Raw genomic sequence first — 22,628 nt, 5'->3', positions numbered from 1 at the left:
CAGCATCGATCAGCTCTCGCGCGTGCTCGCCGGCCGCTTCCGCGTCGCCGCCGCTTTCCTGGCGGCAGCCTTGCGCACGCCAGGCCCCTTGGTCTTGGCAGCTTTCTTGGCCGCTGCCGAGCGGCTGCTGGAACTGCGTTTGGCCGCTGTACTCCTGGCCTGGCGCGACAGCGCCTGGGTGCCGGCAACCTGCTTGGCGGTGGTCTTCTTGCTGGCCGTCTTCAAGGCTTTCTTGGCGCCTGCCGACCGCGTTGGCGAGGTCTTCTTGGTGGCTTTTTTGGCCGCCTGTTTCGTCGTCTTCTTGGTGGCCTTCTTGGTGGCCTTCTTGGTGGCCTTCTTGGTGGCCTTTTTCGCCGTCTGCTTGGTCGCTTTGCGGGTGGTCTTGTTTGCGGTCTTGGCGGTGGTCTTCTTGGCCGCCTCACTGTCCTGCGCCGCCTTTTTCCTGGTGCTCCTGGAGGCGCTCTTGGACGGCTTGGCATCCACGCCATCGCGGCGCGCCTTGGACAGGCCAATCGCAATTGCCTGCCTGGTGCTCTTGGCACCATGCTTGCCTTCGCGCACGTGGTCGATTTCTTCTTTGACGTATTCGCCGGCCTGGGTACTGGCCGACTTGCCCTCGCGCTTGTCCTGGGCGGCCGCGCGCCGCGTCTTGGCTTCTGGCATGGGGATGCTCCCGGTGCGTTGTGACATGCCGATGTAAGCAACCGCCACGTCAACGCATGGTCGACAACACACTTGCGGTTGAACAACACGCCGTTGAACAGCATGCCGTTGAACAGCACGCTGCCAGCCCGCATCCATCGCGTGGCTTGTCAGCCTTCGCCTGCCGGCAATGGTTCGCCCTGCGCATCGTAGGCTGGCGGGTGATAGAAGTTGACCGTCTTCAGCGGCGTGTCACCGGTATTGCGAATCTCGTGCGCCTGGCCACGCTCGATCGCGATCAGGCTGCCGGCCTGCAATGCCTGCGTGTGGCCATCCACGATGGCCTCGCCCGCGCCGTCCACCACGAACAGCCATTGGTCGGCGCCGCGATGGCGATTGTCCGGGCCACCCTCGCGATCGCCCGGTGCCATCACCATTTCCGCCGCCTGCACCTGGCGCAGCGAAAACAGCACCTTGAAGGCGTTGCTCAATTCCAGCGTTGCGTACTGCATGCGCGCGTCTCCTCATCGGTTGCGCCGATGCTGTCGCCGCACACGTCAAGGCAGCGGCAATGCACTTGGCTATCGGCTGCGGCAGTACCAGTCCCAGATCACATCGGGCAGATGCGCCTGCAGTGGCAGCTCCAGTGCGCGGTAGCCATCCAGCACATCGCGCAGCATCTGTTGCGCTGCGGTGGGCCCGGTGACGCCGTCGAGTTCATCCTGGCTCAACTGCAGCAGCGACCAGTCGTACAGGCGATCGATCCGCTGGGCCATTGCCGCCTGCAGCCAGGCCTGGAGTGCGAACACGCGATATCCCTGCTGCTCCAGCTGCGCCACTGCCACCTCGAGCGCCTGCCCCACACCACGAAACCATTCGGTGTGCCCTCCCGCCGCACTGCGAATCGCCAATGGCGCCGGTGCGTTGTGCTCACCTAGGGGCCGGCGCAGTTGCAGTTCCAGATCCCGCGCATCGCGTTCGCGCTCAGCTTCCACCAGCACGCCGCGCTCCAGGTCGAAGAACGCAAACCAGCGCGGATGCAAGCTGCTGATGCGGCCCAGCGGGTCGCGCGAAAAGCCGATCTTGCAATGGTCTTCCCACTGGCACGGGAACACATAGGTGAAGCAGCGGCCGTCGATGGCCACCTTGCCACGGCGCAGTTGCGCGCTCATTGGCCTGCCTTGCGCTGCGCCTGCGACTCACGCGGTTGATGAGCCTCGACCGGCTGCTCCCAACCGAACACGCTGCGCCCGCCATAGCGGTGCGCATCCACGCGTTCCTGCGCGATATACGCCTCCACCGACGGACCGCGTGCGCCGGCCTCCAGCCGACGTGCCTGCGCATCCAGCCGCGCAATGGCCTGCAGCCGCTCCTCGTTGCCGAGCCGGGCCTGCTGCATCGCCTGCTTGAGCACGCCGATGGTGTGATCCAACACGCGCGTGGGCACCGGGAACGGATGCCTGTCCTTGCCGCCGTGGGCAAGCGAAAAGCGCGCCGGGTCGCTGAAACGACACGGGGTGCCATGCAACACCTCGGCCACCATCGCCAGCGAACGCACGGTGCGCGCGCCCACGCCCGGCACCTGCAACAGCGCGGTGAAATCGGCGGGGCCGCACTCGGCCGCAGCCGCCAGGCTGGCGTGCAGCCGGCGGGTGATCACGTTTTCGCTGCGCACGTCGTGATGGCCGGGCATGCTCAGATGCGGTTGCTGCGCGGGGTCCCAGCCCTGGCCTGCAAACAGGTCACCGGTGACCGGCACCTGCGCCACAGCAGGCGCAACCGGTGCCTGCGCGGCGTCGATGCGTTGCCACTCACGGGCAAGGCGATCCGGCGGCAGCGTCTGCAACAACGCCACCTGCGCCGCACGCGCGGCAGCGGCACGATGGTCGGCCAGGTTGACGATATTGCCCTGCTGCGGCCCGTCGATGGCCGCATGCGGCGCATCCACAAAACTGCTCAGCCCTTCCGACAACCAGTGATAGCGGCGCGCCTGCTTGCGTTGCCCGTTCATGCCCTGCTGCACCACCACCCAGCGCCCGTCGTCGCTGACGATGAAACTGTGCAGATACAGGTCGAAGCCATCCTGCACCGCGGCGCTGTCCACCTTGGCCACCAGGCGACTGGCCTGCGCCAGCGCAGCGCCATCCAGCCCGACCCCATCGCCTACCGCAAGCAATTCGGCCGGCGTTGCGCGCGAATGCCGCCCGCGCCCACCGCAGACATGGATGCCGAGTTCGCCGGACAACGGCGTGAGCCCGCGCTTGAGTGCGCCCATCACGCTGGTGGTGATGCCGGAGGAATGCCAGTCCATCCCCATCACCGCGCCAAAGGACTGGAACCAGAACGGATGCGCAAGCCGCCGCAACAATTCATCGCGCCCATAGGTGTGCACGATCGCCTCGCACATCACCGTGCCCAGGCGCGTCATCCGCTCACCCAACCAGCGCGGTACGCGCCCGCCATGCAGCGGAAGATCGGCACTGCCGCCGCGCCGGCTCATTGCAACCTCGTCGTCATCTGCACAGGATACCGAGACCGCCGTCGCACGCCGTGCGATTGGCGTGGACCGCAATAACGCGCAACTGACGAGTTCAGTTCCAGCTGGCCGCTGGCGCCGGCGCGGCGAGCTCGGCCCATTGCCATCGCGCAGTGCCGCGCATGTCCGGGCATCACCCACGTACCGATGTGAACATCATCACCGCATTGCCTACACCCTGCGTTGACCGTCGCGTGGTCAAGGTGAAGGCCCTCTCAGCCATCGCCACGGGGCTCGCATGAATGCCACTCCCGCCGCAGCCCGTGACACGGCGCCGGCCACCGCCACCACTGCCGCGCCGACCTACCCGGTCAACCTGCGCATCAATGGTCAGCCTTACCAATTGCAGCTCGAAGCCTGGGTCAGCCTGCTCGACCTGTTGCGCGACCGGCTCGACCTCACCGGCACCAAGAAAGGCTGCGACCACGGCCAGTGCGGTGCCTGCACGGTGCTGGTCGATGGGCGCCGCATCAACAGCTGCCTGACGCTTGCCGTCATGCAGGACGGCGCCGAGATCACCACCGTCGAAGGCCTGGCCGAGGGTGACCAGCTGCATCCGCTGCAGCGCGCCTTCATCGACAACGACGCCTTCCAGTGCGGCTATTGCACGCCCGGGCAGTTGTGTTCGGCGGTGGGCCTGATCAAGGAAGGCAAGGCACACGACCGCGACCAGGTGCGCGAGCTGATGAGCGGCAACCTGTGCCGCTGCGGTGCCTACCCGCAGATCACCGATGCGGTGATGCAGGTCATGGGCAAGCCCAGCGACAGCAGCGACAGCGCCGCCACGCCATGGACCCCAGGGACGGTGCCGGCATGATTCCGCTCACCTACACGCGCGCGGACTCCGTCGATGCGGCCCTCACCGCGTTGTCGGTGCGTGGCAGCGACCCGCACCCGGTGCCCGCCGAAGCCCCGGTGCGCCTGATCGCCGGTGGCACCAATCTCACCGACCTGATGAAGCTGCAGCTGATGCGGCCGGGTAGCCTGGTCGACATCAATCGTCTGCCGCTGGCTAGCATCACCAGCCAACCCGATGGCGGCCTGCGCCTGGGCGCGCTCGCGCGCAACGCCGACACCGCTTACCACCCGGACGTGGAAACGCGTTACCCCTTGCTGAGCGCGGCGATCCTGGCCGGCGCCTCGCCGCAGATCCGCAACATGGCCAGCAATGGCGGCAACCTGCTGCAGCGCACGCGCTGCCTGTATTTCTACGACCACGCCACCCCATGCAACAAGCGCGAGCCCGGTACCGGCTGCTCGGCCATCGGCGGGCTCACCACCTACAACGCCATCCTCGGCGCCAGCGCGCAGTGCATTGCCACGCACCCGTCGGACATGTGCGTCGCGCTGGCTGCGCTGGACGCGGTGGTGCACGTGCAAGGCCCCAATGGCGAGCGCGACATCCCATTCGCGCAGTTCCACCGCCTGCCCGGCGAGCACCCGGAGCTGGACAGCACGCTGGCTCCGAACGAGCTGATCGTGCATATCGACCTGCCCGATGCGCAGCGCTTCGTCGCGCATAGCGCCTACCTGAAAATCCGCGAGCGGCTGTCGTACGCATTCGCGCTGGTGTCGGTAGCCGCCGCGCTGGACCTGGCCGAGGACGGCAGCATCCGCGAGGTGCGCGTTGCCCTGGGCGGCGTGGCGCACAAGCCCTGGCGCAATGCCGACGCCGAAGCGCAGCTGGTGGGCAAACCGGCCACGGCCGAGAGCTTCGGCATCCTGGCCGATGCCCTGCTGCAGGGTGCGCAACCGCAAGGCAAGAACGCCTTCAAGCTGCCGCTGGCACGCCGCGTGATCGTGCGTGCGCTGGACGTCGCCCGCGAGGGCACCATCGACAACCGCGGGCGAACCAGCGCGCTGGAGGAAGCGCCATGAACGCACGCAGCACCGATGCACCCGACAACGACCTGAGCCCGCCGGTTGCCGACAACGGCACCGGCTATCGCCCCACCGGCACCGGCGTCACCCGCATCGACGGGCGCGCCAAGGTCACCGGCCAGGCGCGCTATGCCGCAGAATGGCCGGTGCCCGACCTGGCCTATGGCGTGGTGGTCAACAGCAGCATCGCCAAGGGCGAGATCGTCGCCTTCCATCTCGACGCCGCGCGTGCGGTACCCGGCGTGCTGGAGATCGTCACCCATGAAAACCGCCCGCATATGCGCGGCATGGACGTGTTCTACAAGGACATGACCGCACCGGCCGGTTCGCCGTTCCGCCCCTTGTACGACAACAAAATCCTGTACAGCGGCCAGCCGATCGCGCTGGTGGTGGCCGACACCTTCGAAGCGGCGCGCCATGCAGCGCATCTGGTGGAAGTGGAACTGCTGCAGGACCCGCACGACACCAACCTGATGACCAACCTGGACCGTGCGCACAAGCCCAAGGCCATGAAGGCCGGTTTCTCGCCGCCCCCCAAGGACAAGGGCGAGCCGGACAGCGCCTTCGCCAATGCCGCCGTCCAGGTGCAGGCCGACTATTACAGCGGCGTGGAGCACCACAATCCGATGGAGCTGTTCGCCTCCACGGTGATCCGCGACGCCGATGGCCACTTCACCATCTACGACAAGACCCAGGGCTCGCAGAACAGCCGCTGGTATGTCTCGCATGTGTTCGGCCTGAGCAAGCGCAAGGTCACCGTGCGCAATCCGTACGTGGGCGGCGCCTTCGGCTCCGGGTTGCGCCCGCAGTACCAGTTGCCGCTGGCGGTGATGGCCTCGATCCTGCTGGACCGCTCGGTACGCGTGGTACTGACGCGGCAACAGATGTTCACCTTCGGCCATCGCCCGGAGACGCTGCAGCGGCTCAAGCTCGGTGCCGACCGCGATGGCCGCCTGCAGGCGATCTGGCACGAGGCCATCGCCGAGACCTCGCGGATCGAGGATTACGTCGAGGTGGTGGTCAACTGGAGCGGGCAGCTGTATGCCTGCGACAACGTGCATCTGGGCTACAACCTGGTGAGCCTGGACCAGTTCAGCCCGATGGACATGCGCGCCCCCGGCGCCGCACACGGCGTGCATGCGCTGGAAGTGGCAATGGACGAGCTGTCCTATGAATTGGGCATGGATCCGCTGGCGCTGCGCCTGAAGAACTACGCCGAGGTCAACCCGGCCGACGACAAGCCCTACTCCACCAAGGCACTGCGCGCGTGCTACCAGCAAGGCGCCGAGCGCTTCGGCTGGGCGCAGCGCCCGTTGCAGCCGCGCGCACGCAAGGAAGGCAACGAATGGGTGGGCTGGGGCATGGCCACCGGGCAATGGGATGCGATGCAGATGTTTGCGCGCGCGCACGCGGTGCTGCACGCCGATGGCCGGCTGGTGGTGAGCAGCGCAGCCAGCGATATCGGTACCGGCACCTATACGGTGATGGCGATGATCGCGGCCGAAGCACTGGGCCTTCCGCTGGAACAGGTCACCTTCCAGCTGGGCGATTCGACGCTGCCGGTGGCACCGATCGAAGGCGGCTCCTCGCACGTGACCACGGTGGGCTCGGCGGTGGATGGCGTGTGCGGCAAATTGCGCGCGCGGCTGCTGCGGCTGGCGCAGGCGTTACCGAATTCGCGCTTCACCAAGGCCAAGCTGGACGAGGTGGTCTTTGCCGATGGCACGCTGGCGTTGCGCGCCGACGCCGGCACCACCATCGCCCTGACCGAGGTATTGCGTGCTTCCCAGCTGGAACAGATCGAAGACAAGTTCCTGCTGCTGCCCAATGTGCTCAAGCAACGCAACTACACCCGTGCCACCCATGGCGCGGTGTTCGTGGAAGTACGGGTGGACGAGGAGCTCGGCACGGTGCGGGTCACCCGCGTGGTCAGCGCCGTGGCGGCCGGGCGCATCCTCAACCCGATCACCGCGCGCAGCCAGATCGTCGGCGGCGTGGTCTGGGGCATCGGCCAGGCGCTGCACGAACACACCCAGTCCGATCACCGCTTCGGCCGTTTCATGAATCACGATTTTGCGATGTATCACGTCTCGGCCAATGCCGACATCCACGACATCGATGTGATCTTCGCCGACGAGGACGACCGCATCGTCAGCAGCCTCGGTGCCAAGGGCGTGGGCGAGATCGGCCTGGTCGGCGTCTCGGCGGCGATCTGCAATGCGATCTTCCATGCCACCGGCAAGCGCATCCGCAGTACCCCGATGACGCCGGACAAGGTGATGGCGGACTGAGGCCTGCACTGCAGGTGCCCGCGCGCGCCCCTCAGGTAGAGCCATCTGCCTGAGGGCGGACGCGCCGGCAGCGTGTCATCGCTGCAGCGTCTGCGGCAACCGCAGGCGCAACAACCCGGTCAGCCGCGCGTCGGTGGTGCCGAACAGGACAGACGGCGCGTCCAGCTGATTGGAGGATGGGTCTTTCGCAGAATCCAGTGTCGGCGGCACAAAAGTGCCGCTGGCGGTCGACGCATTGCGCCCAACCGACCATGCGATGCACTCAGGTGCGCGTGGCCGCCAGAAAATGCGCGCGGTCCTGCTGGGTGCGGCGGCGGATCTCCGCCAGGGCATCGTTCTCGGTCGCTTCCAGCATGGATTCGAACAAGCGCTGGAAGTGGTTGCGCATGGCCGTGCGTGCCGCCATCGGGTCGCGTTGCTGCAGGGCCTGCAGGATGGCGGTGTGCTCGTCCACACGGGTGGCGCCGTCGTCGTGGCAGACCCGCGCGTACACCTCGCGCACGCGCGGCAACTCGTTGCGCATGCGCCAGATCAGCTGCACGCAGTGCGCCACCACCGGGTTGCCGCTGATCCGCGCGATCGCCAGATGGAAGGCGCGGTCGTAGTCGGCGGCGGCCGCATCGCTGAGCCCAGGCGCCGACAGCGCCTGGATCATGCCATTCAATTCATCCAGTTCCGCATCGGTGATGTGGCTGGCCGCCAACGCGGCCGCTTCCGCCTCGATCACCGCGCGCGCGGCGGTCAGCTCGAACGCGCTGACATCCGGCAAGGCGCCTTCGTCCGAGGCCAGGCGTGGCTTGACGTACACGCCCGAGCCGATCTTGATCACGATGCGGCCCTGCGCCTCCAGGGCGATCTCGGCCTCGCGCACGGTCACGCGGCTGACGCCGAAGCGCTCGGCCAACTCGCGTTCGCCCGGCAGGCGCGAGCCGACCGGGAATTCGCCCGTGTCGATCAGCGCGCGGATCTTGGCGGCAACGGAGTGGTACAGGCGGTTTTCGGACATCGGCGACTCAAACCCTCAAGGTGATCGGCCCGGCACGCGGGTGCCGGACAGGTGGCGCGGCGGAAACCGCGCCGGTGGCGACGCTAGAACCGGTAGCGCACCCCCAAATAATAGCGTCGCCCGTAGGTGTTGTACTCACGGAAGCTGCCGGGCACCGGCATGTCGGAGATCCGTGGCTCGTTGGTCAGGTTGGACGCCTCCAGCGACACCGACAGCTGCGCATTGAAACGGTAGCTGGCACGCAGGTCCAGGGTGCCACTGTCGCGCACGTAGCGGTTCTGCGCCGGGGCACCGACGAACTTCTGGAAATACTCCGAGCGGTACTTGTAGATGGCCTGCAGGTCGACCGCGCCGATGGCGTAATACAGCTGGCCGGAGAACACGTGCCGCGACAGGCCGAAGATGTTGGCCGGCGCGACGATGCCGCCGCTCACCAGCCCGGTCGCCGGATCGACCTGGTCGCCCAGGCGCAGATCCTGGGTCTTGTAGTTGGAATCGGCGTAGTTGTAGCTCAGCTTGACGCCCAGGCCGTCGAATGGCGCCGGCAGGTAGGAGAAGCGGTGGGTGCCGGTCAGCTCCAGCCCGGTGAGATCGCTTTTCTGCCGGGTGGTGACGTCCTGCACCACCGGCACCACCACCGACGTGCCGTCGATGACGAAGCGTTCGTCCACCACCGTGGGCACCGCGCCCCCGGTGAACTGCTTGTAGTAGACCGCGGCGCTGAGCAGGGAATCGGCATTGGGGTACCACTCCAGCGACACGTCTGCATTGGACGACAGCAGCGGCCGCGTGCGCGGGTTGCCGGTGGCGGTGATGCTGCCGATCGCCTCGCCGACGGTCGTGAATTCGGTCCCCGGTTCCAGGATGAAGGTGCGCCCGGCAGACAGCGCCACCAGATCCGGGCGGGCCATGGCCCGGTACAGCCCGAAGCGCAGCTGGGTCTGGTCGGTCAGGCCGATGTTGGCGTTGAAGCTGGGCAGGAACACGCGGTTGGACGCGCGCACCGTCTGCGCGGCGAAGCGTCCGGTTTCCACCAGCTGGATGGTGCCGTCGGGGTTGTCGATGACGTCCAGCTCGCCGCGCAATCCCACCGAGCTCACATCGGTGCGCACCCAGCGCACGCCCAGGTTGCCATCCAGCGGCAACCCGAACAGCGTGCTGGCAAATTCGCCCATCACGTACAACGCGCGGGTCTTTTCTTCCACGTCGGCGTCGGCGGTGCCGCGCGGGTCGGCATTGCGGCCGGTGTCGTCCACGCCGGTAATGGCGCCGAACAGACAGCGGCTGTCGAAGGTGGCCCATTGCTGGATGGTGTTGCCGCTGGCGCCGGAGAGGAAATCCTCCTGCGGGAACGGTTGCCGGCAGGCCAGGTTGGCGGCGCGGATCGTGGCCGCATCGGTGACGTTGCGCTCGACGCGGTCGTCCAGGTCGCGGTAGGTCGCCTCGGACAGGCGCACGCCACCCTTGATGGAGGTAAGCAGCCCGCTTTCCGGGGTGAAGGCGCCATCGAAGCGCCAGGCCCGGATGGTGTGCTCGCGGCGCAACTCGTCGCGGCGCGCACGCGCGGCCGCGCTGAAATTGTCCGGGTTGTTCAGGTCGAACGCAGGATCGACCACGATCCCCGGCACATCGCCGGCATAGGTATAGGTGTAGTCCACGCGCTGCCCGTTGATCCCGGGCACGCGGTTGCCGTTGATGTCGGTGGCATTGGAGCGCAGCCGCATCATGCGGTCGATCTCGCTGCGCTCGGTGCGCGAATACGACAGGTCGGTGGACAGCATCCAGGCCGCGTTCGGGCGCCATTCCACGCGCAGCCCGCCACCGCGGTACTGCTCGTCGCGCACCTTGTAGTCGGTGGAGGATTCGACCGTGCTGCTGCCGGTATGGCCTAGCAAGGCGCCGTTGTCGCCCACCTGGCGGTTGTTGAGGTTGCGCAAGGTCTCGGAGAAATTGAGCTCGGCGCGGTCTTCGGTGACGGTGCGCTGCGAGTCCTGGTAATCCAGGGCCACGTCCAGGCCGTCGAACGGCCGCCATTGCAGCGCCGCGAAGGCGGCATCGCGTTGATCGTGTTCGCTGATCTGGCGGTACACGCGACTGCCGGGCGCCAGGTAGTACGGCGTGCCCGCCTGCACCTGCGCCGGGGTCACGGCGGTGCAGTTGCGGCTGGCGCCCACCACCTCGTTGGCGTTGCAGGCCGTCCAGGTGGAGCTGCTGCTCATCACCTCTTCCGGGTTGGTGCCTTCCAGCCGCTGCAGGCCGAGCGAGACCCCGAGCTTGCCGGCCCCGCGCAGGTCGAATTGGTCCAGGTAGCTGACGGTGCCGCGCCAGCCCACGCCGTCGGCGTCGCGCAGCTTGCTGTCGCCGTCGGCATAGGTCGCCCGCCCGTCCAGCTGCACGCGGCGCTTGCCGAATTCCAGCGGCCGCACGGTCTGCATGTTGACCGTGCCGGCGATGCCGCCTTCGACGAAATCGGCGCGCTGGGTCTTGTAGATCGCCACGGTGTTGATGAGTTCGGAGGGGAACTGGTTGAAGTTCACCGAACGGTCGCCGCTGCCGTTGCTGGCCTCGCGCCCGTTGAAGGTGGCCGAGCCCAGGAACGGCCCCAGGCCACGGATGGAAATCTCCGACGCGCCGCCCTTTTCGCGGTGCGTGGCCGCTCCGGTGATGGTCTCGATCGCCTCGCCGATCGACAGCGCCGGCAGATCGCCGATGTCCTCGGCCGACAGCACGTCGGCCACCACCGTCTGCTCGCGCTTGCTGTCGATGGACGACTGGATCGAACTGCGGATGCCGGTGACCTTGACCTGGTCCAGCGTGGTGGGCGCCTGCTGCGGCGGCGACTGGGCAGCATCGGTCTGCTGGGCCATGGCCACGTGTGTGCCGGCCAGCGCAACAGCGCCCAGCAGTGCCTGCGCCAAGACGGTCCGACTAACTGGTATACGTAATTGGACTAATTCTGTGTATCGCACAATTCCTCCTCCCAAAGGATGCTCGAAACCGAGCGCGATGGAGATTCCACGGGGATACACGGCAAGTCAATCATTTCTTTGATTTACCGAGAGAGCCACCTATCTAGGCCAATTTCAAGGCCATTTTTGTGCGTACGCAGCATGACATCCGGCGTTTCCCGAGCTTCAATAGCGACCAACTGGACTACTCTTTTGGTTGACGATCCAGCCTGCACTGTTACCCTCGGCCATCACCGACGCGCCAGCGTCCAGGAGCATCCCGATGCGATCCCCCGTTTCCCTTGCCTGCCTGTTGCTGCTGTGCGCGCCCGCCTGGATCGGCTCGGCCCAAGCCACCTCGTACCTGGTGCACGACCAGAGCGAATACGCCGTGGCAGCGGCCGCGCTGCGTGCCGGCGATCGCATCGTGCTGGCCGATGGGCAGTGGCGGGATTTCGCCATCGTGCTGCGCGGGCAAGGCACCGCCGAGCAGCCGATCACCCTCACCGCGCAGACGCCCGGCAAGGTGATCATCAGTGGCACCTCCGACCTGCGCATGGCCGGCACCTACCTGGTGGTGTCGGACCTGGTGTTCCGCGACGGCCACGGCCCGGGCGATGCGGTGCTGTCGTACCGCATCTCCAGCAAGGAACGCGCGCGCCACAGCCGCATCACCCGGGTGGTGGTGGACGGCTTCAGCAAGCCCACCCGCAACGATTCGGACAACTGGGTGGCGCTGTACGACAGCGACAACCGCTTCGACCACAACCAGCTGGTCGGCAAGACCAATGCCGGCCCCACCCTGGTGGTGGTGCGCGACGCCACCCAGGGCCTGGACAATCGCCATCGCATCGACCACAACTGGTTCGGGCCACGCCCCAACCTGGGCGCCAATGGCGGCGAGACGCTGCGCATCGGCACCAGCAGCGACGCCGACAGCGCCTCCAACTCGGTGGTGGACAACAACTGGTTCGAAGGCTGCGACGGCGAGGTGGAGGTGGTCTCCAACAAGTCCGGCGGCAACACCTACCGCGGCAATGTGTTCAAGCAATCGCGCGGCGCGCTGGTGCTGCGGCATGGCGATGGCAACCTGGTCGAGCGCAACGTGTTCTTCGGCGATGGCAAGGCCAACACCGGTGGCATCCGCGTGATCAACCGCAAGCAGACCGTGCGCCACAACTACCTGGAAAACCTGGCCGGGGATGGCTATTCGTCGGCGCTGAGCATCATGTACGGGGTGCCCAATTCGCCCGCCAACCGCTACGTGCAGGTGGACCAGGCGCGCATCGAGCGCAATACCTTCGTCAGCGTCAACCAGCTGTTCTTCGGTGCCGGCATGGATGCCGAGCGCACCGCCGCGCCGATCAACAGCCGCTTTGCCGGCAACCTGATCGTGGCCGCCACCGACCCGGTGCGCGTGCTGGGCGATCTGTCCGGCATTGCGTTTGCCGGCAACCTGCAAAGCCCGCTGGCATCCACCCGCCTGCCCGGCGGTGTCAACAGCCGCCAGGTGACGATGACCCGCGCCAGCACCGGCTTGCTGGTCGCCGACAACGCCACCGGCGTCGGCGCCGACCCGGCGCTGAGCTACATCGCACGCGACCAGGTGGGCGTGAGCTGGTATCCCAAGCAGGCGCCGCAGGCGGTGACCGACAGCGGCCGCCGTACGCGCGTGCGGCCGGGCCCGACCAGCCTGACCGACGCCGTGGCGCACGCCGCCCCCGGCGATCGCCTGCAGCTGGATGCAGGGCGCTACCAGGTCGATGACATCCTCGACGTGGACCGGCCACTGACGCTGGAAGGCCCGCAACACGGGCGTGCGCGGATCCGCTTTTCGCAGCCGGCGCTGTTCCAGATCGCGCCCGGCGGCACACTCAGCCTGGCCCGGCTCGAGATCGATGGCCGCGCCGCGCCCGCACAGCCGGGCAACGCAGTGATCCGCACCAGCCCCGGCACCGCCGTGGCGCAGTACCAGCTCACGCTGCGCGACACCCACCTGCATCATCTGGACGCACAGCCCGGCTTCGATGTGATCGCGCTCGGCAAGGGCAGCCTGGCCGACCACATCCTGCTGGACAGATTGCTGGTCGAAGACGTCTCCGGCCGGGTGCTGTCCGCACGCGCCGAGACCGACGACCGTGGCACCTACAACGTCGAACAGGTGACGGTGCGGCAGTCGCAGTTTCACCGTGTCGCCGGGCCGGTGCTGGACCTGTATCGCGGCGGCCGCGATGAAAGCACCTTCGGCCCGGTGCTGCAGCTGAGCGACTCGCACTTCACGCAGGTCGGCCGCGCTGCGGATGCGTCGCTGCGCCTGCACGGCGTGCAGCGTGTCGCGCTGCGCAACAACCGCTTCGTCGACAGCGCCGCGATCCTGGCGCAACCCACCACCGGCACGCCCCACCTGATCGCCAGCGGCAACCGGTTCGTCCGCACCCCGGCGTTGCATGCCGACGCAGCGGAGCCCCTGCTATGACCCGTTCCACCCGCCTGTTGCTGCTGGTCCTGGTCGGCGCCGGCAGCGCCCTGCCCTGCAGCGCCGCGCCGTCACCGGCGGCCGAACAAGCAGCGCAGCCGCAACCGCGCGCCACCGATGCCGCCCCGGTGCTGGTCACCGCCCAGCAATGGCGCGCCATGGCCAGCGATGGCGCCAGGCTGCCGGTATTCGCCCGCGAACAGGCACGCGCACAAGCCAGCGTGCGCGCAGCGATGCGGGCCGGTGTGGACGTGCCGGTGCCCAGGGACCCCGGCGGCGGCGCCAGCCACGAACAGCACAAACGCAACTACCAGGCAATCCAGGCAGCCGGCGCGCTGTACCGGCTCACCGGCGACCGCGCCTATGCCGACTATGCGCGCGACGTGTTGCTGGCCTACGCGCGCCTGTATCCCACGCTGGGCGCACACCCCGCCGGGCGCGGCCAGGTGCCGGGACGGCTGTTCTGGCAGTCCTTGAACGACTCGGTGTGGCTGGTCTACGCAAGCCAGGGCTACGACGCCATCCGCGACACGCTCAGCGCGCAGGACCGCGCCACCATCGACCGCGACGTGTTCGCGCGCATGGCGCACTTTTTGTGCGACGAAAGCGCAGACAACTTCGACAAGATCCACAACCACGCCACCTGGGCGGTGGCCGCCGTCGGCATGACCGGCTATGTGCTGCGCGACCAGGCGCTGGTGGACAAGGCGCTGCGCGGCAGCAGGCGCGATGGCAAGGCCGGCTTCCTGGCGCAGGTGGACCAGTTGTTCTCGCCGGACGGCTACTACGCCGAAGGCCCGTATTACCAACGCTATGCCCTGGCGCCGTTCGTGCTGTTCGCCAACGCGATCGCGCGCAACCAGCCGCAGCAACGCATCTTCCAGCGCCGCGACGGCGTGCTGCTGAAGGCCGTAAACAGCCTGGTGCAGAGCAGCTACGGCGGCTATTTCTTCCCGATCAACGATGCCATCCTCGACAAGGGCCTGGACACCGAGGAACTGGTGGCCGGCATCGGCATCGCCTACGCGCAGACCCACGATGCGCAACTGCTGTCCATCGCACAACGCCAGCGCCGCGTGCTGCTCACCCCCGAAGGCCTGGCCGTGGCCAGCGCGCTCGCGCAGGACCACGCCCAACCGTTCGCCTTCGGCAGCGTGTTGCTGCGCGATGGCGCACAGGGCGACCAGGGCGCGCTGGCGATCCTGCGCAGCGGCGGCGACGACGGCCAGACGCTGGTGATGAAGAACACCTCGCAAGGCATGGGCCACGGCCACTTCGACAAGTTGAACTGGCTGTTCTACGACAACGGCCAGCGCGTGGTCACCGACTACGGCGCGGCGCGTTTCCTGAACGTGGAAGCCAAGGCCGGCGGCATCTATCTGCCGGAAAACAGCAGCTGGGCCAAGCAGACCATCGCGCACAACACGCTGGTGGTGAACGAGACCAGCCACTTCAACGGCGACTGGAAAGTGGGCGAGCAGCATGCGCCGACGCAGCTGCTGTTCGCCAGCAGTGCCGACACCCAGATCGCCTCGGCGCGCATGCAGCAGGCCTACGACGGGGTCAGCTTCACCCGCACCCAGGCGCTGCTGTCGCACCCACAGCTGCGCCTGCCGGTGGTGGTCGACCTGCTGCGCGTCAGCGGCAGCGCGCCGGCACGCTACGACCTGCCGCTGCACTTCAACGGGCAGATCATGCAGGTCGGCTTCACCGCAGAGCGCGCACTGACGCAACGCCCGGTGCTGGGCAAGGCCAACGGCTATCAGCATCTGTGGGTGGATGCCTCCAGCGATGCGAGCACCGACACGCGCAGCCTGAGCTGGCTGCTCGCCGGCCGCTTCTACAGCTACCGCTTCGGCAGCAGCGCGCCTGCGCGTGCGCTGCTGGTGGAAAGCGGCGCCAACGATCCGGACTTCAACCTGCGCCGCGAACCGGCGCTGATCCAGCGTGTCGATGGGCAGGCGAACGTCAGCTTCTTCGGCGTGCTGGAACCGCATGGCGAATACAACGGCACCGCCGAATACGTGCATGGCGCCGACAGCCGCATCCGCGCCATCGAGCACGTGCGCGGCGACGATGCCGAGGTGATCGTGCTCACCCTGGTCGGCGGCCAGCGCATCGCGCTGGCAGTGGCCGACGACGCCGATGCACAACGCGCCCACCAGGTGCAGGCCGCCGGCCAGCACTACCGCTGGCGCGGCGGTTACGCGCGCTTCGATCGCGCTGCAGGTGAAAAATGAGCACCCACTCCACCTCCACCACACCCACGCGCCCGGCGGGCAAACGCTCGGCGGTGCGCTGGCTGATCGTGGCGCTGATCGCGGTGGCCACGGTGATCAACTACATCGACCGCAACGCGCTGGCGGTGATGTGGCCGGCGATCTCGCGCGACATCGGCGCCACCAAGGAAGACTACGCGCTGCTGGTCACCATCTTCATGCTGTTCTATGCCGCCGGGCAGTTCGTGTTCGGACGGCTGTTCGACATCATCGGCACCCGGCTCGGCTTTGCCTTGTCCATCGCGGTGTGGTCGCTCTCCATTGCGCTGCATGCCATCACCCACTCCATCATGGCGTTCTCGGTGGTGCGCGCACTGCTGGGCATCAGCGAAGCCGGCGCCTGGCCGGGCGCGGTCAAGGCCAATGCGGAATGGTTTCCCGCCCGCGAGCGTGCGCTGGCGCAGGGCATCTTCAATGCCGGCGCCTCCATCGGCGCGATCGTCTCGGCGCCGCTGATCGCGCTGCTGTTCCTGTCGTTCGGCTGGAAGGGCACCTTCGTGCTGGTCGGCGTGCTGGGCATGCTGTGGTTGCTGCCGTGGCTGGTGATCTACCGCGCCGGGCCGGACCGGCATCCCTGGGTCAACGCGGCCGAGCGGGCGTTGATCCTGGATGCACCCGAGGCCGGCAGCGCGCCGCCGCCGGCCTACCTGCCCACGCTGCGCCAGCTGATGTCGCACCGGCAAAGCTGGGGCATCGTGCTGGCGCGGTTCTTCCTGGATCCGATCTGGTGGCTGTTCGTGTCGTGGCTGCCGATCTACCTGGCCGAGACCTTCCACTTCGACATCAAGCAGATCGGTGCGTTCGCCTGGGTGCCATTCGTCGGTGCGATGCTGGGCAGCCTGTGCGGCGGCTGGCTGTCCGGGCGCCTGATCGCGGCCGGCTGGAGCGTGGACCGCGCGCGCAAATGGACCATCACCCTGGGCGGGGCCATCATGGCGCCGGCGCTGCTGGGCGCCGTGCAGGCGGCCGACCCGCGCATGGCGGTGCTGACGATTGCCGCCGTGCTGTTCGGCTTCCAGATCGCCATCGGCAATATCCAGACCCTGCCCGGCGACCTGTTCGCCGGTAAATCGGTCGGCTCGCTGGCCGGCATCGGCGGCATGGCCGCGGTGGCCGGCACCCTGATCACCACCTGGCTGGTCCCGGTGATGACCGCGACCTCGTACGCACCGATGTTCATCCTGGTCGCCGCGCTGGTGCCGGCCTCGCTGGCCGCGCTGTGGCTGGTCACCGGCCGCATCCACCGACTCGACGCACCGGGCACCTGACCGTGCCCGCCGCCTACTCCGCTTTCCCCACACCAACAGGACATACCCGCATGCATTTCCACGACAAGGTCGCCATCGTCACCGGCGGCGGCCGCGATATCGGCCGCGCCATCTCGCTCAAGCTGGCCGCTGCCGGCGCCAAGGTCTGCATCAACTACGCCAACGACGACGCCAGCGCGCGCGACACGCTGGCACAGCTGCAGGCCGCCGGCGGCCAGGGCATCCTGCACCGCGCCGACGTCACCGATGCCACCGCCGTGGCCGGCCTGCTGACCGCCACGCGCACCGCCTTCGGCCAGCACATCGATGTGCTGATCAACGTGGCCGGCGGCATGCTGGCGCGCAAGCCGCTGGCCGATATCGACGAGGCCTTCTTCCATCAGGTGATGGACCTCAACCTCAAATCGGTCTACCTGACCACCCAGGCGGTGGCGCCGCATATGCGCGAAGGCGGCGCGATCGTCAATTTCGCCTCGCTTGCCGGGCGCGATGGCGGCGGGCCGGGCGCGGCCATCTATGCCACCGCCAAGGCGGCGGTGATGACCTTCTCGCGCGCAATGGCCAAGGAACTGGGCCCGCGCGGCATCCGCGTCAACGCACTGTGCTGCGGCATGATCGCCACCCGCTTCCATGACGACTTCACCAAGCCGGAAGTACGCGCCTTCGTCGCCAATGCCACCCCGCTGCGGCGCGAGGGCCGCCCGGAGGAAGCTGCCGATGCGGCGTTGTACCTGGCCTCGGATGCGGCCAGCTTCATCAACGGCGCCAACCTGGACGTCAACGGCGGCGTGTTCTTTTCCTGATCGAAAAAGGAGTTCTGCGCATGGTCTGGCGATGGATGATGACTGCGACATTGAGTGTCGTGCTGGCAGGCCCGGCCACTGCGCACCCCGCACCCCGCTGGGTGCCGGCCTGGATCGCCTCGGCGACGCCGGACCGGCTCGACGGTGGCGCCGACACGCCGCTGCAATTTGCCGATGAAACGGTGCGCCAGGACATCCGCCTGGGCAGTGCGGCGGTGGCCCTGCGCGTGCGCATCAGCAACGAGCTGGGCACCACCCCGCTGACGATCGGTGCGGGCACGGCGCGCCTGCTCGGCGGCGCCGGGGACACGCACCCGCTGCGCTTCGACGGACGCGCCAGCATCACCGTGCCGCCCGGCGGCGTATTGCTCAGCGACCCGGTGCCGCTGCGCGCACCGGCATTGGCCGAGGTGGCGGTGAGCCTGTATTTCCCCACGCCGGCGCGCCCGGCGGTACGCCGCACCGCGCTGCGAGTGGTCAAGGGCCAGGCCGAGGTACCGGACAGCAAGGCATTGGCGTATCGCCAGAACGTCATCTCCGCCCTCTACGTGCAACCGCCGCATCCCCGCCAGACCGTGGTGGTGGCGCTGGGCGATTCGATCACCGAAGGCGCCACCGCCACGCGCGGCGCCAATGGCGACTGGCCGGCCCTGCTGGCCAGGCGGCTGGAGCAGCGTTGCCCCGGCAGCGTGGTGGTGCTCAACGCCGGCATCAGCGGCAACAAGCTGCTCGACGATGGCCGCAGCCCCAGCGCGCTGGCGCGGCTGGATCGCGACGTGCTGGCACTGCCCGGCGTGGACCAGGTGATCCTGTTCGAGGGCATCAACGACATCCGCCACAGCGGCCCGCCGGATGCGATTGCCGGCCGCACTGCCGCCGACATGGTGCTGGGCTATCGCCAGATCGTGACCCGGCTGCAGCAACACGGCATCGCCGTGATCGGCGCCACGCTGACCCCGTTCGGCAACTCGGATCGCTACGAGCCGGTGGCGGCGGCCACGCGCCAGACGCTCAACGGGTTCATCCGCGACGGGCAGGCATTCGATGCGGTGATCGACTTCGACGCCGCGTTGCGCGACCCGACCAGGCCGGAGTGGCTACCCGCCGCGCTGACCCGCGATTTCCTGCATCCCAACGACGCCGGATACCAGCGCATGGCCGAATCAGTGGACCTGTCGTTGTTCTGCAAGGCCCGCTGAGGCGCCTTGCCACGGTGACGCGCCTGCGCCAGGCGCGCTGCCACGGCGATACAGCGGCACGGCCGGCATGCACGCTTGCCTGCCTTCAGCCCCGGCTTTTTTTCAGGATGCTGATCTCCCCGGAGGTCTCCAGGATCGCCATGTCGATATCGGCATCGTCGCGGCAATCGGCCTTGCGTTTTGCCACCTCGAAATCGGCGTAGCTGACGTTGTGGCGGACCAGTTCCTTCCAGTAGATCTGCCCGCCCCGCGCCAGCAGCGCCGGGGTGCCCTGCACCCAGGTATCGATCCGCCGGCTGCGCGCGGTCGCCATGCCCACCAGCCAGTTCAACACCAGCAAGGTGGCCGCCAGGATCATGCCGCCCAGCAACGAGACGTCTTCGCCGATCAGCGAGTTCTGCACCGCGGTTCCCAGCAGCACGATGAGCAGCACGTCGAACGGCGTGGATTGGCCCAGCGCGCGCTTGCCGGTCATGCGCGTCAACAGCAGGACCACGGTATAGACCGCTACCGCACGCAGCACGAACTCCCACCACGGCATGTCCAGGTGCATCATTTCGTAAAAGCGCACGCGTGTTTCCACGTCCAGCATCGTGTGTCCTGACCGCCGTTGATCGATGGCGCACGCTAGTGCGGAAACGGTGAAGGCGCCGTGCTGTCGCCATCGTTGCCGAGTCAGCCCGCCCGGCACCCATCGTGCAGCGCATCACGGCTTTTCGCTGGCGATCCGTTAGCGTCTGGCCTGGACACACGGGGATGGCGGGCATGGGGACTGGAATCACACGTCGCGGGTTGCTGCTGGGTGCCGCGTCGGCAGCGTTGTCGGCACAGCTGCCGGTAGGGTTTGCGTTGCCGCGGCGTGCGGCCGCGGCGCCGGCCTTTATCGATGCGCTGATCGCGCGCATGAGCGTGGAGGAAAAGGCCGGCCAGCTGACGCTGTCCGGTTCGGCGCAGCAGACCGATGCGGCGGCGGCGGCCAATCCAATCAATACCGTGCCCACGGCCGAGGGCCAGCTTGCTGCCGCGCGTGCCGGGCGGGTCGGCGGCATCTTCAATGGCTCCAATGTGCTGTGGCATCAGCAACTGCAACAGGCCGCGCTGCAGAGCCGCCTGCAGATTCCGCTGCTGTTTGCCGCCGATGTGATCCACGGGTTCACCACGGTGTTTCCGGTGCCGCTGGCCGAGGCCGCCAGCTTCGAGCCGGCGCTGGCGCAACGCACCGCGCGTGCGGCCGCACTGGAGGCCAGTGCGGTCGGCATCGACTGGACCTTCGCGCCGATGGTGGACATCGCGCGCGATGCGCGCTGGGGGCGCGGCGTGGAAGGCAGCGGCGAGGACGTGCTGCTTGGCCAGCGGTTTGCGCAGGCGCGCGTGCGCGGCTTCCAGGGCGAGGGCCTGGATCATGCCGATGCACTTGCGGCCTGTCCCAAGCATTTCGCGGCCTATGGCGCCGCTGAGGCGGGGCTGGACTACAACACCGTCGACATCTCCGAGCGCAGCCTGCGCGAGGTCTATTTCCCACCGTTCCAGGCTGCATTCGATGCCGGCGCAGTGACCACGATGGTGGCCTTCAACGAGATCGCCGGCATCCCTGCCACCGCCAATCGCTGGTTGCTGGGCGAGGTATTGCGCGGCGAGTGGGACTACCGCGGCCTGGTGGTGTCCGACTACACCGGCGATCTGGAATTGATCGGGCACGGGTTTGCCAGCGATGCGCGCGAGGCGACCAGGCTGGCGTTCCTGGCCGGTGTGGACATCAGCATGCAGAGCGGGCTGTACCTGCAGCATCTGCCGGCGCTGGTGGCCGCCGGCGAGGTGACCATGGCGCAACTGGATGCATCGGTACGCCGCGTGCTGCAGTTCAAGGCCGCGCTTGGATTGTTCGACGATCCGTTCCTGCGCATCGTGCCGGCACGCGCACAGGCGCGGCAGCGGCGCCCCGAAACACTGGCGCTGGCACGCGAGGCGGCACGCAAATCCATCGTGCTGCTCAAGAACGATGGCGAGCTGCTGCCGCTCAAGACACACGGGCAACGCATCGCGCTGATCGGGCCGATGGCGCGCAACTGGACCGACAGCGCAGGCCCCTGGAGCCTGTTCGGCGGCGACGACAGCGGCAACGACCTTGCCACCGCACTGCGCGCGCGGCTGCGCGACCCGGGCAGCCTGCAGGTGGTGCAAGGCTGCGACTTCGAACATGGCCTGCCCGGCGGCGTGCAGGCGGCCGTCACCGCAGCGGCGTCCGCGGATATGGCAGTGCTGGCGATCGGCGAGCCGATGCGCTACTCCGGCGAAGCGCAGTCGCGCAGCGAGATCGTCATTCCCTCCGGGCAGCAAGCGCTGCTGGCGGCGGTGGCGGCCACCGGCACGCCGGTGGTGGTGGTGCTCAGCAACGGCCGTGCGCTGGTGATCGATGGCCCGGTACTCAAGGCACCGGCGATCCTGGTCAGCTGGTTCCTGGGCTCGGCATCGGGCACCGCGCTGGCGGATATTTTGTTCGGCGAGCACGGTCCGTCCGGGCGCTTGCCGGTGAGTTTTCCGCATGCATCCGGGCAGCTGCCCTACAGCTATGCGCACAAGCCCAGCGGCCGTGCCGACCCGCGCCCGGATGCCTTGCAGCCGTTCAAGACCCGCTACCGCACCGCGCCCAATGCCGCGTTGTTTCCGTTCGGGCATGGGCTGACCTATGGCCGCATCGAATACGGCGAGCTGCGCCTGAGCGATGCACGGCTGGCGGCGACCGGCAGCCTGCGCATCAGCGCGCGCATCCACAACCGCGGCACCCGCGATGCCGAGGAAGTGGCGCAGCTCTACATCCGCGACCGCAGCGCCAGCGTCACCCGCCCGGTGCGCGAGCTGAAGGACTTCCGCAAGCTGGCGGTGCCGGCGGGCGGCAGCGTCGCGGTGGAGTTCGTGCTGCGCCGTGAGGACCTGCTGTTTATCGGCCAGGCATTGCAGCCGACGGTAGAGCCTGGCGTATTCGATCTCTGGGTGGCGCCATCTGCAGAGGCTGAGGGCGTGTCTGCGAGTTTTGAATTGATGGGCTGAGCGCCAGCGGCAATCGAAATGGCTCAGCTCAGGGGATGGATACGGGGCGTGTCTCGCTCACGCAGAGGGCATCGTGCCCAGGTTGGCTCGGGAACACATCCCCATTGCGCTGACGCTCATGCTCTCGGTCGCCTTGAGAGGGGGACTGGGTCTTGAGAGATTGGACGGTGCGTGTGCCCGGGTTTACAGCGGACGATCTGCGGGTTTGCTGCGGGGTCCTTGCCCGCCCACCATCGCAGGACACGCCGCAA

General features: G+C 67.8%; 16 protein-coding genes. 9 read left to right on the top strand and 7 right to left on the bottom strand.

Annotated features, from left to right (window positions below; genetic code table 11):
• Window positions 1-9: 9 nt before the first annotated feature.
• From CPBF1521_RS06115 to CPBF1521_RS06100, 4 genes are all read right to left on the bottom strand, one after another.
• Window positions 10-663: a DNA-binding protein gene (locus tag CPBF1521_RS06115; protein WP_115676341.1), complete on the bottom strand. Its 654-nt coding sequence runs from the start codon at window positions 661-663 to the stop codon at window positions 10-12.
• A gap of 149 nt (window positions 664-812) precedes the next feature.
• Window positions 813-1,154, bottom strand: a complete 342-nt coding sequence (locus CPBF1521_RS06110) for a cupin domain-containing protein (RefSeq protein ID WP_115676340.1) — start codon at window positions 1,152-1,154, stop codon at window positions 813-815.
• Between the two features lie 69 nt (window positions 1,155-1,223).
• The gene (locus tag CPBF1521_RS06105) at window positions 1,224-1,814 is read right to left on the bottom strand and encodes a GIY-YIG nuclease family protein (protein WP_115676339.1); all 591 of its coding nucleotides are present in this window, start codon (window positions 1,812-1,814) and stop codon (window positions 1,224-1,226) included.
• A complete protein-coding gene (locus tag CPBF1521_RS06100; protein WP_115676338.1) occupies window positions 1,811-3,142 on the bottom strand; it encodes a DUF763 domain-containing protein in 1,332 nt (443 codons plus the stop codon). The genes CPBF1521_RS06105 and CPBF1521_RS06100 overlap by 4 nt, the downstream gene beginning before the upstream one ends.
• Window positions 3,143-3,416: 274 nt before the next feature.
• Here CPBF1521_RS06100 and CPBF1521_RS06095 point away from each other — a divergent pair, with 274 nt between their 5' ends.
• The 3 genes from CPBF1521_RS06095 to CPBF1521_RS06085 are packed head-to-tail and all read left to right on the top strand — an operon-like array spanning window position 3,417 to window position 7,350.
• Window positions 3,417-3,995, top strand: a complete 579-nt coding sequence (locus CPBF1521_RS06095; protein WP_115676337.1) for a (2Fe-2S)-binding protein — start codon at window positions 3,417-3,419, stop codon at window positions 3,993-3,995.
• Window positions 3,968-5,056 carry an FAD binding domain-containing protein gene (locus CPBF1521_RS06090; protein ID WP_181901106.1) on the top strand — a complete coding sequence of 363 codons (1,089 nt, stop codon included), beginning with the start codon at window positions 3,968-3,970 and terminating at the stop codon, window positions 5,054-5,056. The genes CPBF1521_RS06095 and CPBF1521_RS06090 overlap by 28 nt, the downstream gene beginning before the upstream one ends.
• On the top strand, window positions 5,053-7,350 hold the full coding sequence (locus CPBF1521_RS06085; RefSeq protein WP_115676336.1) for a xanthine dehydrogenase family protein molybdopterin-binding subunit: 2,298 nt from the start codon (window positions 5,053-5,055) through the stop codon (window positions 7,348-7,350). Before CPBF1521_RS06090 ends, CPBF1521_RS06085 begins: the two co-directional genes overlap by 4 nt.
• Window positions 7,351-7,612: 262 nt before the next feature.
• On the opposite strand, the gene CPBF1521_RS06080 is transcribed toward CPBF1521_RS06085, so the two are convergent.
• Both CPBF1521_RS06080 and CPBF1521_RS06075 read right to left on the bottom strand, forming a co-directional pair.
• Window positions 7,613-8,356, bottom strand: a complete 744-nt coding sequence (locus tag CPBF1521_RS06080; RefSeq protein WP_104532764.1) for a FadR/GntR family transcriptional regulator — start codon at window positions 8,354-8,356, stop codon at window positions 7,613-7,615.
• Between the two features lie 83 nt (window positions 8,357-8,439).
• On the bottom strand, window positions 8,440-11,223 hold the full coding sequence (locus CPBF1521_RS06075) for a TonB-dependent receptor (protein WP_238396919.1): 2,784 nt from the start codon (window positions 11,221-11,223) through the stop codon (window positions 8,440-8,442).
• Between the two features lie 364 nt (window positions 11,224-11,587).
• Here CPBF1521_RS06075 and CPBF1521_RS06070 point away from each other — a divergent pair, with 364 nt between their 5' ends.
• Genes CPBF1521_RS06070 through CPBF1521_RS06050 form a run of 5 tightly spaced genes read left to right on the top strand, consistent with a single transcriptional unit; the run spans window position 11,588 to window position 19,329 of the window.
• Window positions 11,588-13,780: a polysaccharide lyase 6 family protein gene (locus tag CPBF1521_RS06070; RefSeq protein WP_235858400.1), complete on the top strand. Its 2,193-nt coding sequence runs from the start codon at window positions 11,588-11,590 to the stop codon at window positions 13,778-13,780.
• Window positions 13,777-16,020: an oligoalginate lyase gene (locus CPBF1521_RS06065; RefSeq protein ID WP_115676333.1), complete on the top strand. Its 2,244-nt coding sequence runs from the start codon at window positions 13,777-13,779 to the stop codon at window positions 16,018-16,020. The genes CPBF1521_RS06070 and CPBF1521_RS06065 overlap by 4 nt, the downstream gene beginning before the upstream one ends.
• Window positions 16,017-17,327: an MFS transporter gene (locus CPBF1521_RS06060; protein WP_104649768.1), complete on the top strand. Its 1,311-nt coding sequence runs from the start codon at window positions 16,017-16,019 to the stop codon at window positions 17,325-17,327. Before CPBF1521_RS06065 ends, CPBF1521_RS06060 begins: the two co-directional genes overlap by 4 nt.
• Before the next feature lie 50 nt (window positions 17,328-17,377).
• On the top strand, window positions 17,378-18,130 hold the full coding sequence (locus tag CPBF1521_RS06055; protein ID WP_104582383.1) for an SDR family NAD(P)-dependent oxidoreductase: 753 nt from the start codon (window positions 17,378-17,380) through the stop codon (window positions 18,128-18,130).
• 20 nt (window positions 18,131-18,150) lie between these two features.
• On the top strand, window positions 18,151-19,329 hold the full coding sequence (locus CPBF1521_RS06050; protein WP_370659362.1) for an SGNH/GDSL hydrolase family protein: 1,179 nt from the start codon (window positions 18,151-18,153) through the stop codon (window positions 19,327-19,329).
• Between the two features lie 85 nt (window positions 19,330-19,414).
• Here the strand turns inward: CPBF1521_RS06050 and CPBF1521_RS06045 are convergent, their stop codons facing one another.
• Complete coding sequence (locus CPBF1521_RS06045; RefSeq protein WP_115676331.1) at window positions 19,415-19,921, bottom strand: DUF421 domain-containing protein; 507 nt, start codon at window positions 19,919-19,921, stop codon at window positions 19,415-19,417.
• A gap of 173 nt (window positions 19,922-20,094) precedes the next feature.
• On the opposite strand from CPBF1521_RS06045, the gene CPBF1521_RS06040 reads away from it, so the two are divergent.
• Window positions 20,095-22,377 (top strand): glycoside hydrolase family 3 N-terminal domain-containing protein, encoded by a 2,283-nt coding sequence (locus CPBF1521_RS06040; protein ID WP_115676546.1) that lies wholly within the window; start codon window positions 20,095-20,097, stop codon window positions 22,375-22,377.
• Window positions 22,378-22,628: the final 251 nt, after the last annotated feature.

This window comes from Xanthomonas euroxanthea, from assembly GCF_900476395.1.
GTDB lineage: Bacteria > Pseudomonadota > Gammaproteobacteria > Xanthomonadales > Xanthomonadaceae > Xanthomonas > Xanthomonas euroxanthea.
Note: the sequence above shows the minus strand (reverse complement) of the source record. Positions and strands in the feature narration are given on the sequence as shown.

Excerpts from the sequence above, each read along its gene's own strand:
- CPBF1521_RS06115 (WP_115676341.1), bottom strand. The coding sequence starts at position 663 with ATGCCAGAAGCCAAGACGCGGCGCGCGGCCGCCCAGGACAAGCGCGAG.
- CPBF1521_RS06110 (WP_115676340.1), bottom strand. The coding sequence starts at position 1,154 with ATGCAGTACGCAACGCTGGAATTGAGCAACGCCTTCAAGGTGCTGTTT.
- CPBF1521_RS06105 (WP_115676339.1), bottom strand. The coding sequence starts at position 1,814 with ATGAGCGCGCAACTGCGCCGTGGCAAGGTGGCCATCGACGGCCGCTGC.
- CPBF1521_RS06100 (WP_115676338.1), bottom strand. The coding sequence starts at position 3,142 with ATGAGCCGGCGCGGCGGCAGTGCCGATCTTCCGCTGCATGGCGGGCGC.
- CPBF1521_RS06095 (WP_115676337.1), top strand. The coding sequence starts at position 3,417 with ATGAATGCCACTCCCGCCGCAGCCCGTGACACGGCGCCGGCCACCGCC.
- CPBF1521_RS06090 (WP_181901106.1), top strand. The coding sequence starts at position 3,968 with ATGGACCCCAGGGACGGTGCCGGCATGATTCCGCTCACCTACACGCGC.
- CPBF1521_RS06085 (WP_115676336.1), top strand. The coding sequence starts at position 5,053 with ATGAACGCACGCAGCACCGATGCACCCGACAACGACCTGAGCCCGCCG.
- CPBF1521_RS06080 (WP_104532764.1), bottom strand. The coding sequence starts at position 8,356 with ATGTCCGAAAACCGCCTGTACCACTCCGTTGCCGCCAAGATCCGCGCG.
- CPBF1521_RS06075 (WP_238396919.1), bottom strand. The coding sequence starts at position 11,223 with ATGGCCCAGCAGACCGATGCTGCCCAGTCGCCGCCGCAGCAGGCGCCC.
- CPBF1521_RS06070 (WP_235858400.1), top strand. The coding sequence starts at position 11,588 with ATGCGATCCCCCGTTTCCCTTGCCTGCCTGTTGCTGCTGTGCGCGCCC.
- CPBF1521_RS06065 (WP_115676333.1), top strand. The coding sequence starts at position 13,777 with ATGACCCGTTCCACCCGCCTGTTGCTGCTGGTCCTGGTCGGCGCCGGC.
- CPBF1521_RS06060 (WP_104649768.1), top strand. The coding sequence starts at position 16,017 with ATGAGCACCCACTCCACCTCCACCACACCCACGCGCCCGGCGGGCAAA.
- CPBF1521_RS06055 (WP_104582383.1), top strand. The coding sequence starts at position 17,378 with ATGCATTTCCACGACAAGGTCGCCATCGTCACCGGCGGCGGCCGCGAT.
- CPBF1521_RS06050 (WP_370659362.1), top strand. The coding sequence starts at position 18,151 with ATGGTCTGGCGATGGATGATGACTGCGACATTGAGTGTCGTGCTGGCA.
- CPBF1521_RS06045 (WP_115676331.1), bottom strand. The coding sequence starts at position 19,921 with ATGCTGGACGTGGAAACACGCGTGCGCTTTTACGAAATGATGCACCTG.
- CPBF1521_RS06040 (WP_115676546.1), top strand. The coding sequence starts at position 20,095 with ATGGGGACTGGAATCACACGTCGCGGGTTGCTGCTGGGTGCCGCGTCG.